General features: G+C 73.8%; 9 protein-coding genes. 7 read left to right on the forward strand and 2 right to left on the reverse strand.

Features of this window, described 5'->3' with window-relative positions; genetic code table 11:
• Window positions 1–137: 137 nt before the first annotated feature.
• Together JS521_RS25055 and JS521_RS25060 are read right to left on the reverse strand one after the other, a co-directional pair.
• Complete coding sequence (locus tag JS521_RS25055) at window positions 138–1,823, reverse strand: putative type IV secretion/conjugal transfer ATPase (protein WP_205085199.1); 1,686 nt, start codon at window positions 1,821–1,823, stop codon at window positions 138–140.
• Window positions 1,824–1,860: 37 nt separating this feature from the next.
• A complete protein-coding gene (locus JS521_RS25060; protein ID WP_006123109.1) occupies window positions 1,861–2,055 on the reverse strand; it encodes a hypothetical protein in 195 nt (64 codons plus the stop codon).
• Between the two features lie 330 nt (window positions 2,056–2,385).
• Between JS521_RS25060 and JS521_RS25065 the strand changes: the two genes are divergently transcribed.
• From JS521_RS25065 to JS521_RS25090, 7 genes are all read left to right on the forward strand, one after another.
• Window positions 2,386–2,778 (forward strand): ankyrin repeat domain-containing protein, encoded by a 393-nt coding sequence (locus JS521_RS25065; RefSeq protein WP_205085200.1) that lies wholly within the window; start codon window positions 2,386–2,388, stop codon window positions 2,776–2,778.
• Between the two features lie 287 nt (window positions 2,779–3,065).
• Window positions 3,066–4,484: a HEAT repeat domain-containing protein gene (locus tag JS521_RS25070; RefSeq protein WP_205085201.1), complete on the forward strand. Its 1,419-nt coding sequence runs from the start codon at window positions 3,066–3,068 to the stop codon at window positions 4,482–4,484.
• A gap of 62 nt (window positions 4,485–4,546) precedes the next feature.
• On the forward strand, window positions 4,547–5,119 hold the full coding sequence (locus JS521_RS25075) for a DUF4240 domain-containing protein (protein WP_205085202.1): 573 nt from the start codon (window positions 4,547–4,549) through the stop codon (window positions 5,117–5,119).
• 58 nt (window positions 5,120–5,177) lie between these two features.
• Window positions 5,178–8,804 (forward strand): hydantoinase B/oxoprolinase family protein, encoded by a 3,627-nt coding sequence (locus tag JS521_RS25080; protein ID WP_205085203.1) that lies wholly within the window; start codon window positions 5,178–5,180, stop codon window positions 8,802–8,804.
• Between the two features lie 140 nt (window positions 8,805–8,944).
• On the forward strand, window positions 8,945–10,474 hold the full coding sequence (locus tag JS521_RS25085) for a hypothetical protein (RefSeq protein WP_205085204.1): 1,530 nt from the start codon (window positions 8,945–8,947) through the stop codon (window positions 10,472–10,474).
• On the forward strand, window positions 10,471–10,593 hold the full coding sequence (locus tag JS521_RS37255) for a hypothetical protein (RefSeq protein WP_275564216.1): 123 nt from the start codon (window positions 10,471–10,473) through the stop codon (window positions 10,591–10,593). Before JS521_RS25085 ends, JS521_RS37255 begins: the two co-directional genes overlap by 4 nt.
• On the forward strand, window positions 10,590–11,649 hold a 1,060-nt coding region (locus JS521_RS25090; RefSeq protein WP_307847949.1), incomplete at its 3' end, for a hypothetical protein. The genes JS521_RS37255 and JS521_RS25090, both read left to right, overlap by 4 nt.

Consider the following 11,649-nt stretch of genomic DNA (forward strand, 5'->3'; position numbering starts at 1 on the left):
GGGCGGCGGGGCGCCGCCCCGCGCCGGGGCCGCGCGCCCCGCCCCGGCGGGGCCCGGCCGGCGCGCCGGCGCCCCCCCCCCCCCCCCCCCCCCCCCCCCCCCCCCCCCCCCCCGCCGTGCTGTTCGCGTGCGCCCGCTCAGCTCTCGGCGCCCGCCGGCTGCGCCTTCGCCAGCGGCTCGGACGGCCGGGCCTCGGCGACCATCGCCTCCACCGGAACAGCCTCGGCCGGACCGGCCGACGTTTCCACGGCCACGGGGACCTGTTCCGTCGCCGGGCCCTCTCCGGCGGGCTCCCGCGCGGGGGCGGCCTCCATCGGCTCGCCCCGGCCGGGCAGCAGGTCGAGCACCGCCTGCCGGTGCGCGTCGCTCGTGGCGTCGTCGTACGGATCCGGGGTGGCGGGCACCTGGAGCCGCAGGACCGGACCCGTGCCCAGGCGGACGTAGCCGCGGCCCGGGGGGACCTCGGGCGGCGGAGTGGTGTGCGGGGCGGCGCCGAGGAGGGCCTCGATCTGCTCGCCGGAGGCCGGCCCGAGGACAGCCCGGGCGCGGGTGTGGGTCAGCACGGCCTCCGTGAGGGTGTCCAGCGCGTCGAACTGCTCGGCCAGCACGACGGTGACCTGGGCCGCCCGGCCGTGCCGCAGGGGGATCCGGAGCAGCTCCTGCGGGTCGGGCCCGCCGTCGGCCGCCGCGAGATGGCCCAGCACGCCCGGGCGGTCCAGCAGGATCCACAGCGGGCGGCGGATGTCGTCCGGCGCCGGGCGGCCGGTCTGGCGGGCCAGGTTGGCGGTGATCAGCCGGCGCTCCGTCTCGTGCGCCGCCCACTCCAGCGTGGCCAGCGCCCCGCCGAGACCGGACTCCACCGCGAGGACGCCGGGACGCCCGGTGAGAGCGCCGTACTCACCGGCTCCGCCGCCGTCGACGATGATCACGTCGCCGTGCTGGAGGGCCTGGAGGGCGATCGAGCGGATCAGGGTCGTGGTGCCGCCGCCGGGCTGTCCGACGGCCAGCAGGTGCGGTTCGGTGGAGCGGCCGCCGGTCCGCCAGACGACGGGCGAGGCGTCCACCGTGTCGTCGCCGTCGCGCACGGGGACGGTGCGCGAGACGGCGTCCGGGTCGGTGAAGCCGAGGACCGTCTCGCCGGGGGCGGTGACGAAGCGCTGGGCGGCGATCGTCGTGGGGAGCGCGTCCAGCACGGTCATGACGAGGCGGTTGGCCTCCTCGTCCCAGCCGAAGTGGTACTCGCGGCCCCGGCCGGACTTGGTGTGGAGCAGCTGCTCGATCCGGGAGCGGGCGGCGGCCTCGCCGTCCGTGAAGTACGCCGGATAGGAGATGTGCAGGCGGGTGAGCCGCCCGTCCTGGTCGAAGGCGTAACCCTCGAAGGCCTTCGCCCAGTCGCCGCCGTGGGCGAACAGCGGATCGGGGTCGTCGGCCGTGGAGAAGTACGGCACGAGCGCCTCGTACAGCGACCGCAGGCGTGCGGTCTCCGACTCGTCGGGCCCGGTCCGTACGGGGGTCCGCTCCCGCCCCTTCCAGGCGGCAGCGCCCATCACCGTGATCAGGGCCAGGATCGGCCCGTAGGGGACGAGCGCCACCACCAGCACGCAGGCCGCGGCGAGGAACAGCTTGGGACCACGCCGTTCCTTGGGCGTCGCGACCCACTTCTGCCGGCCGGAGACGGCCAGCAGCCGCAGCCCGCGGACCACCGTGATCAGCGGATGGAGGACATCGGTGGCACTGTCGGCGGCCGTGCGCGCGATCTCTCTGCTGCGAGTGATCGAAGCGCTGCCGCTACTCAGAATGCGGGGGAGTGGTCGCCGGGCCACGTCGGTCTCCTGAAGGGGTGGGAGCGGTTGCGGAGCGTCAGAACTTGATCCCGCCCAGCAGGCCGGCGAGGCTCGCCCCGCCCGCCGTGATGCTCGGTGCGATGGCGGTGCCGGCCAGGTAGAAGCCGAACAGGGCGCAGACGATGGCGTGGGAGGCCTTGAGCCCGTCCTTCTTGAAGAACAGGAAGACGATGATGGCGAGCAGTACCACGCCCGAGATGGAAAGGATCATGAGCGGTTCTCTCCTGGTTGAAGGGGACAGTCACCATGAGTCCTTCCAGGATCACGGGAAGTATCTATACGACAAAAGGTGCAATCGAGTGAATATCCCGCGCTTTCACTTGACCGGCCCACAGAAGTCGGCTCCCGGGAAGCGGCATCACCCGGTCCGTGCCGGGCAGGGATCAGCCGCGGTGATCCCTTGCCGTATCCGGACCGGGTCATGTCGGCCCGGGAGCAGTACCCTGTCGATTCACTCGTACGGCCCCGTGTCGTACTCCCCACGAGGTCAACCGCGGCGGTGAGCAGCCGCGGCAGCAGTCAAGGAAGGCGGTCCGTCCCGATGAGCGAAACCCCCGATCCCGAGGTGGTCGAGCTGGCGACCAAGGTCTTCGACCTGGCCCGCTCCGGCGACACCGAGGCCCTCACCGCGTACGTCGAGGCCGGAGTCCCCGCCAACCTCACCAACGACCGGGGCGACACGCTGCTCATGCTCGCCGCCTACCACGGGCACGCCGTCACGGTCGCCGCCCTCGTCGCCCGCGAGGCCGACCCGGACCGGGTCAACGACCGCGGCCAGACCCCGCTGGCCGGAGCCGTCTTCAAGGGCGAGGACGCCGTCATCGACGCGCTGCTCGCCGCCGGCGCCGACCCGGCCGCCGGAACACCGTCCGCGCTGGACACGGCCCGGATGTTCGGCAAGTCCGACCTGCTGGAACGCTTCGGTGCGCGGTGAGGCGCCGGCGGACGCTCCCCTGAGCGCGTCCGCCGTGGGCTCCGCTGACCGGTCCGTCGTAAATGTGGTCGCGGTGGCGAAATGGCTGGGTCATCATGACGTCGCGGGCCCGCTCAGGGCCACCGACGAGAGGCAGGAAGATGCTCTACACCAGGCGAAAGACGGCGGTCGGCCGATCATGTCACTGCGCGGCGTAGCGGTGTCCCCCGGACACCCCCACGTGCCGAGAGGCACGGGGCACTGCACAGTCCCGGTTGCGTCGACAGCTTGATGTGAGGCTTTCTCCCATGTTCGATCCGTTCATAGCGCCGAGCGGCACCCTGCTCGGTCTGCTGCAGAGGGGCCGCGGCGACGGCACGCTCCACGCGCTCGCCGCACCGCGCCCCGAGGCCCTCGCGGCCCTCAACCACTGCGTCGTGAGCGACCCCCGCCACGACTGGCAGGTGGAGAACCGCTCCCTCTACTACGCGCGCCTCTACCTCGACCTCGACGGCGGTATCGAGGAGATCGAGCGGCACCTCGCCGATCCCGACGACCACGTCGACACCGACGACTCCCGCACCGGTCTGGCGCTCTCCGTCCTCGGCCACCTCGCCTCCTACGGACGCGACGACGCCCTGGCCCTGCTCCGCCGCTACGCGACGACCGGCGCCAACTGGACCTGGGCCCTGGACGAGCTGGCCCTGCGCGAAGACGACGCCGGCCTGCACTCCCTCGCGCTCCCCGTCCTCGCCCGCTTCCCGGCCACCGACCAGGGCGCGGCCGACCTCGCCGCCGCCGTACGCGACTCCTTCGAGCCGCGCCCCTGGCGCCTGTGGGCCGACGACCCGCGCGAAGCGGTCGGCGCCCGCGTCCGGGCCGCCGGTGAACAGGGGTCGTTCGACCGATGGCAGCGCCAGATGCGCCCCGGGGGCCCCCGCCCCGGCTGGAGCGTCCAGGCCGTCTTCGACTGGGCCCAGCAGGCCCTGGAACGCGGCAGCGAACTGCACGTCCCCGCGGCCCGCTGCCTCACCGCCGTCGCCGGACCCGACGACCTCCCCCAGATCGTCGAGGCCGCCCGCAGCGGCCCCGAAGGCGCCCGCTGCGCCGCCCTGCACTACCTCGCGGAGGCGGGCGAACCCGTCGTCCTCGACCTCATCGAGGCCGCCGCCGTCAGCCCCTCCCGTGCCGTCGCCGACACGGCCATCGCCGCCTTCGAGCGGATGACCGGCGCCGCCGCCGTCGAGCGGGCCAGGCGCTGGGCCCACCGCCCCGACGCCCTCGGAGCCTCCGCCGCCGGAGTGCTCGCCTGCCGAGGCGCCGCCCAGGACGCTCCCCAAGTCCTCGGCGCGCTCCGGGAGGCCGTACGCGGCGACGGCCCCGACGCCCCCCGGCTGTGGACCCTCGTCGACGGAGCCGGCCGCCTCGGCATCGCCTGCGCCGCCCCCGTCCTGCGCCACGTCTACCGCGAGACGTCCTCCTCGCACCTGCGGGGCAGGGCCGCCCGCGCCCTGGCCGCCACCGACCCGTCCTTCGCGACCGGGTTCGCGGTGGAGTGCCTCTGGGACTGTGAGGAGACCACCCGCGAGGTGGCCGCCCTGCACGCCGAGACCGGCGACATCCGCGTCGCCGAACGCCTGCGCCGCCTCGCCGCGGACCCGGCCGAGGAGGCCGAGGTCCAGACGGCGGTACGCAGCCGGATCGGGCCGGACGCGTCGGCTGTCTGAGGCCAGAGCTCAAGGATGCCGGAGGAGGGTCGTTGTCAGACCCTCCTCCTAGGCTTTTCACCATGGACAGCAACGAGTGGTGGGGGCTCGTCGAACGGGCTCGTGACGTCGTCGGCGACCGGGCGGACGACCGGGACGCGCCCGACGATCCGCTGCCGGCGGCGTTGGCGGACGTGCTCGCCACCCTGGAGCCGGACCGGATAGCGGCGTTCGCCGTCACGGCGGTCACGGTGGCCGATTCCGCCTATCGGTGGCCCCTGTGGAACGCCGCCTACCTCATCGAGGGCGGCTGCGGGGACGACGGCTTCATGGACTTCCGCGACGGGCTGGCCCTGCTCGGGCGGGAGGCCTTCAGCCGGGCGGTGGCCGACCCCGACTCCCTGGCCGACGTGCCGGTGGTGGTCCGGATGAGCCGAGGCGAGCGCGGCTGGATCGGATACGAGTCGCTGAGCGCGCCGGTGGACGAGGCCTACCGGCGCGTCCGCGGTGAGACCGACTCGCTCCACGTTGCGGTGGAGGCCGCCCTGCGCGAGCGGATACGCCCGGCCGAACCGGCGGGCGAGAGCTGGGACGCCGAGGACGACGAGGCGAACCGCAGGCGGCTGCCCCGGCTGGCCGCGCTCTTCGCGGGCTGAGTGCCCCGCCGGGACCTTCGCCCCTGCGAGCTCGTGGCCGCGGGCACAGAATGGCGCCATGACCGGACGCTGGGAGTTCTGGATCGACCGCGGCGGCACCTTCACCGACATCGTCGGCCGCCGCCCCGACGGCCGGCTGACCACCCGCAAGCTCCTCTCCCACGCCCCCGGCCGCTACGACGACGCGGCCGTCGCCGGAATCCGCCTGCTCCTCGGCCTGGGGGCGGACGAACCGGTGCCCGCCGACCGGGTCGCCGCCGTCCGCATGGGCACCACCGTCGCCACCAACGCCCTGCTGGAGCGGCGCGGCGAGCCGACCGTCCTGCTGATCACCGAGGGCTTCCGGGACGCGCTGCGGATCGCGTACCAGAACCGGCCCCGCCTCTTCGACCGGCACATCGTCCTGCCCGAGACCGTCCACGAGCGCGTGATCGAGGTCCCCGAACGCATCGACGCCGAAGGCCGCACCGTACGGCCTCTCGAACTCGACCTCGTACGCGAACAGTTGCGTGCCGCCCACGCCGAGGGCCTGCGCAGCGCCGCCGTCGTCCTGATGCACGGCTACCGCCACCCCGCCCATGAACGGGCCGTCGCCGAGGCGGCCCGGCAGGCGGGCTTCACTCAGGTCAGCAGCTCCCACGAGGTCTCCCCGCTGATCAGGCTCGTCCCCCGGGGCGACACCACGGTCGTCGACGCCTACCTCTCACCCGTCCTCGGCCGGTACGTCGACGAGGTCGCCGCCCGCCTCGACGGGATCCGGCTGATGTTCCTCCAGTCCAACGGCGGCCTGCGCGAAGCCGCCCGCTTCCGCGGCAAGGACGCCGTGCTCTCCGGACCGGCCGGAGGCGTCGTCGGCATGGTCCGCACCTCGCAGCAGGCCGGCCACGACCGGGTCATCGGCTTCGACATGGGCGGCACCTCCACCGATGTGTCGCACTACGCCGGGGAGTTCGAACGCGAGCTGGGAACCCAGGTCGCCGGGGTCCGGATGCGGGCCCCGATGATGAGCATCCACACCGTCGCGGCCGGCGGCGGCTCCGCCCTGCACTTCGACGGCAGCCGCTACCGCGTCGGCCCCGACTCGGCCGGCGCCGACCCCGGCCCCGCCTGCTACCGCCGGGGCGGCCCCCTCACCGTCACCGACGCCAACGTGATGCTCGGCCGCGTCCAGCCCGCCCACTTCCCGGCCGTCTTCGGCGCGGACGGCGACCTCCCGCTCGACGCCGGTCACGTACGCGAGCGGTTCACGGAACTCGCCGACGAGGTGGGGGACGCCACCGGACGGCGGCCGGACGAGGCCGAGGTGGCGGCGGGGTTCCTGGAGATCGCCGTGCTCAACATGGCCAACGCCGTCAAGAAGATCTCCGTGCAGCGCGGCCACGACGTCACCCGCTACGCCCTCACCGGCTTCGGCGGCGCGGGCGGCCAGCACGTCTGCGCGGTCGCCGACGCCCTGGGCATCGACACTGTCCTCGTACCCCCGCTCGCCGGGGTGCTCTCCGCGTACGGGATCGGTCTGGCCGACGCGACCGCGATGCGCGAGCAGTCGGTGGAGGAGGAGCTCGACGCGGCCGCCCGGGAGCGGGTGGCGGGGCTCTGCGCGGAACTGGGCGACCGTACCCGCGCAGCCCTGCGCGCCGACGGAGTGCCCGACTCCGCGATCACCACCCGGGCCCGCGTCCTGCTGCGGTACGCCGGGACGGACGCGGCGCTGCCGGTGGACCTGGACACGGAAGGAGCCATGGCCGAGGCGTTCGCGGCCGCCCACCGGGCCCGGTTCGGCTTCACCATGGACAAGCCGGTTGTCGTCGAGACGGTCTCGGTGGAAGCCATCGGGGCCACGGACGCCACGGGGGCCGCCGACGCGACCGACGGCAGCGCGCCCGTCACCGGCTCCGGCCCCGACCTCCACGCCGCCCCACCGGCCCCGGCCGACACCGTGGACCTGTACGCCGAGGGGCGGTGGCAGCACGCCCCGCTGTACCGCAGGGCGGACCTGCGCCCCGCCGACACCGTCACCGGCCCCGCGATCGTCGCCGAGGACGACGCCACCACCGTCGTCGACCCCGGCTGGCAGGCCGAAGCGGCACCCACCGGACATCTCGTCCTCACCTGCAGCACTCCCCGCCCCGAACGCACCGCCGTCGGCACCCGGGTGGACCCGGTGATGCTGGAGGTCTTCAACAACCTCTTCATGTCCATCGCCGAGCAGATGGGCGTCCGCCTGGAGAACACCGCCCACTCGGTCAACATCAAGGAACGCCTCGACTTCTCCTGCGCCCTGTTCGACGCCGAGGGCAACCTGATCGCCAACGCCCCGCACATCCCGGTGCACCTCGGCTCCATGGGGGAGTCGATCAAGGAGGTCCTGCGGCGCAACGAGGGGGACCTGCGGCCCGGCGACGTGTACGCGGTCAACGACCCGTACCACGGCGGCACCCACCTGCCCGACGTCACCGTGGTGACCCCGGTGTTCGACGAGGGGAAGCTCCGGTTCCTGGTCGCCTCGCGCGGTCACCACGCCGAGATCGGCGGCATCACCCCCGGCTCCATGCCCGCCTTCAGCCGGACGATCCATGAAGAGGGCGTGCTCTTCGACAACTGGCTGCTCGTCCGGGACGGCCGGCTGCGCGAGGAGGAGACCCGCGACCTGCTCGCCTCGGCCCCGTACCCCTCCCGCTCCCCGGACACCAACCTTGCCGACCTGCGCGCCCAGATCGCCGCCAACGAGAAGGGCATCGCCGAACTGCTGCGCATGACCGACCAGTTCGGCGCCGACGTCGTGGACGCCTACATGGGGCACGTCCAGGACAACGCCGAGGAGTCCGTACGCCGTATCGTCGCCGGACTGCACGACGGCCACTGCCGCTACGAGACCGACGGCGGAGCCGTGATCCAGGTCCGCCTCACCGTGGACCGGGACGCCCGCAGCGCCCACCTCGACTTCACCGGAACCTCCCCCCAGCAGCCCGGCAACGCCAACGCGCCCCGCTCCGTCGTCATGGCCGCCGTCCTCTACGTCTTCCGTACCCTGGTCGGGGAGGACATCCCGCTCAACAGCGGCTGCCTCAAACCCTTGGACGTGACCATTCCGCCCGGCTGCATGCTCGACCCCGCCTACCCGGCCGCGACCGTCGCGGGCAACGTGGAGACGTCCCAGGCGGTCACCGGAGCGCTGTACGGGGCGATCGGCGGCCAGGCCGAGGGCTCGGGGACCATGAACAACCTCACTTTCGGCAACGACCACGTCCAGTACTACGAGACGATCGCCAGCGGCTCCGGCGCGGGGGACGGCTTCGCCGGCGCCGACGCCGTACAGACCCATATGACCAACTCCCGGCTCACCGACCCCGAGATCCTGGAGTGGCGGCTGCCGGTCCGCCTGGAGTCCTTCGCCGTGCGGGAGGACAGCGGGGGAGCCGGGCGATGGCACGGCGGCGACGGCGTCGAGCGCCGCATCCGCTTCCTGGAACCCGTCACCGTCGCCCTGCTCTCCGGCCACCGCCGCGTCCCGCCGTACGGAGCGGGCGGCGGGGAGCCGGGCGCGCTCGGGGAGCAGCACATCGAGCGGGCGGGCGGCGAAACGGTCCCGCTGAAGGGCTGCGACACCGCCGAACTGGAGGCCGGGGACGTGCTCGTGGTGCGCACACCGGGCGGAGGGGGATACGGCCCGGCGCGGTCGTAGCCCTCGTACGGAACCGGTTGTCCCCACGCCTTACACCGGCCGCCTGAGCGCCGACCGCACCGGTCGCGTGCACGCCGCCGGGACCGGTCGCATAAACGCCGTTTCGACCGTTGTCAGTGCGAGGACCTAATCTGTCCCACGTGACTTCGCCTGCCTACCCGGCCACCGCCTCGCCGCAGCTCAGCGCGGGGCCGCGGCCTGCCCCGGGCCCCGCCGCCGACGAGGGGCTCTCGCGGCGGCTGCGCGCGCTCGCGTGCACCGCGCCGCTGCACGACCTGGACGTCCGCAAGGCGAATCTGGCCGGCGAGTACACGGTGTACGCCATGGCGGAGGTCGCCCTCGCCGCGATCGACCACGTCACGCTCAACATGGACTTCGACACCGGGGCCGACCACGACCAGATAGTGGCCAGGTTGCTGCCCCGCGTCGGCGCCCAGGCCCCCGACCGCCCCGTCGCCGAGCACGAACGGGTCGCCCGCTGGGTCCTGGAGAACCTGATCAACGTCGGCAGCGTCGACCGGGGCTTCCGCGCGGTCTACGGCACCTTCAATCCCGACGGGGTCTACGTCCGCCGCGACTACGACTTCAAGCTCATCGAGGAGGTCCCCGGCTACGGCGGCACGGTCTACCTCCGCGCCACCGACGAAGCGGTCAACGTCCTCGTCGGCGCGCTGGACACCGATGTCACCAGCGCCCAGATCGCAGCCGAGGTGAAGCTTGAGGTCCTGATCAGCCGGGGCCGCCTCGCTGATGCCCAGCTCGCCGCCGAACAGGCCCGCTACCGCACCGTGCAGTACGCCGAGACCCTGCGCCGGACCCTGGAGGCCACCCGGCGCAACGTCCGCGCCGTCGACTGGCTCCACACCGTCCCGGACATGATCGCCGAGGCCCTCGACCACGTGGCCGACCGCTACCGCCACGAGAACGCGATCCTCACCAACATCCGCAAGGCCCGCGACGAGGCCGAGGACCCCGAGCACAAGCGCCGGGCCGCCGAGCTCGTCGACATCGTGAAGGACTGCATCCGCCGCCACACCCAGCTCCAGTCCCGGCTGCTGGAAGCGGGCCCGCTCTTCCGCGCCGAACAGGACCGCCAGGCCTTCGCACCGCCCGCCCCCCACGCGGGCCTCGATCTGTACGGGCAGCTCCTCGCGCCGCTCCTCCCGCTCCCCGTCGAGCAGTCCACCCGGGCCACCGACGCGTTCTTCGCCCACGGCACCGGACTGCGCACCCCCACCGCCGTACGGGTCGGGGACCTGGTCGACCTGCTGCTCACCCCGCCGCTGGAGCGTGAGCACCTCGGTGCGGAGATGCCCGAGCCCGACCTGATCGCCACCCCGGACGACAGCCGGTTCAGCGAGGAGCAGCTCGCCCGCGCCATGACCCTGCTCGACCTGGAGCACGACGCCCCGCGCCGTCTCTCCGGACTGCTCACCGAGGCCCGCCGCACCGGCGACACCGACCTGCCGTACCTGGTCGCGCTGCTCGCCGTCCACGCCGCCAGCCCGCCGGTCGGCACCGCCTACCGCCAGGGTGAGCGGCGCCTGCTGTTCGCCGTGGACGACGGTGCGGAGCTGGACGACCCGGAGTTCGGCGGCGCCGACCTCATCGTGGGCACCGCGTTGCTGGACGCGGTCGGCATGGCCGCCGACCGCAAGGAGGCGTCATGACCGGCCCCACGCCCTCCACCATGACCGGCCCCGTGCCCTCCGCCGCCTCTCCCGCCGCGGTCGGCCCCGCCCGCCCCGCGCACCCGCGCCACTTCCGTACCGAGGAGTCCCAGCCGTGAGCGACCACGACGCCGAGCACCCCGACGCGTGGACCGAGCCCTCCGCGCACACCGGCCTCTCCACGACGTACGGGGCTCCCTCCACGACGTACGCGGCCGACTCCCCGCACAGCTCTCCGCACACCGGCTCTCCGCACCCCGCCGAGCCCGCCGGACAGACACCCCTCACCCCGGCCGACGTCGCCGACGCCGCCCGCCAGGTCTCCTTCGGGCTCCAGCCCAAGCTGCTGCCCGCCCGCGACGCCGAATACGCCGACCTCCTGCGGCGCTACCGGGAGGAGAGCGCCTTCGCCCGGCTCGCCGACGCCGTCGCCACCGGCCTCGGCCTCATCGTCCTGGAGGTCTCCCCGCGCGCCGGGATGGCCGTGACCGCCGGCGAGGACTCCGTCTTCGCCGTCCGCATGGGCGACTACGCCCGCCGCGCCTCCTCCGACTCCGCCGACCGCTTCCTGCTGCACCTCGCCCAGCTCGCCGTCGCCGCCCTCGCCTTCCCCCGCCCCGAGGACCTCGCCGACGACGCGTACATCGGCCGCATCACGGTCAACGGCGTCGACGCCTTCGTACGCCAGGCCTGCCGGCGGCTGGAGGAGCGCGCCGAGGAGCAGGGCGACAACACCGACCCGGCCAGCGACGCCCCCGGACTCGAAGCCGGCTGGCGGATCTACGCCCGCCGCAGCGCCACCGGCGCCACCAAGGACGCCCGCCGGCTCGCCGGATCCACCACCGGCATCATTGGCAAGGCCGTCGCCTTCCTCACCGACTCCGGCTTCCTCCAGCGCACCGGAGACGACGCCGGCGGCGCCTACCGCACCACCGCCCGCTACCAACTCCAGGTCCGTGACCTCGCGGGCAGCGCCGCCATGGCCGAACTGCTGGAGCTCGGCGTCGTCCCCGTCACCGACGGCTCCGCCACCCTGCTGCCGCCGCCCGACCCCGACAGCGTGGAGCTGGTCGCCGACGCGGGCCTGCAACGTGGGGTCGGTCTCCAGGAACCACTGGCGATGGGCCAGGACGGCCTGGTGGATGGGGTGGGCTGCGTCGGGGTACTCCGCCGCC

The organism is Streptomyces durocortorensis (assembly GCF_016901035.1).
Taxonomy (GTDB): domain Bacteria; phylum Actinomycetota; class Actinomycetes; order Streptomycetales; family Streptomycetaceae; genus Streptomyces; species Streptomyces durocortorensis.

Bases quoted from the DNA above. Each gene is read 5' to 3' on its own strand.
- JS521_RS25060 (WP_006123109.1), bottom strand. From the start codon at position 2,055: ATGATCCTTTCCATCTCGGGCGTGGTACTGCTCGCCATCATCGTCTTC.
- JS521_RS25065 (WP_205085200.1), top strand. From the start codon at position 2,386: ATGAGCGAAACCCCCGATCCCGAGGTGGTCGAGCTGGCGACCAAGGTC.
- JS521_RS25070 (WP_205085201.1), top strand. From the start codon at position 3,066: ATGTTCGATCCGTTCATAGCGCCGAGCGGCACCCTGCTCGGTCTGCTG.
- JS521_RS25075 (WP_205085202.1), top strand. From the start codon at position 4,547: ATGGACAGCAACGAGTGGTGGGGGCTCGTCGAACGGGCTCGTGACGTC.
- JS521_RS25080 (WP_205085203.1), top strand. From the start codon at position 5,178: ATGACCGGACGCTGGGAGTTCTGGATCGACCGCGGCGGCACCTTCACC.
- JS521_RS37255 (WP_275564216.1), top strand. From the start codon at position 10,471: ATGACCGGCCCCACGCCCTCCACCATGACCGGCCCCGTGCCCTCCGCC.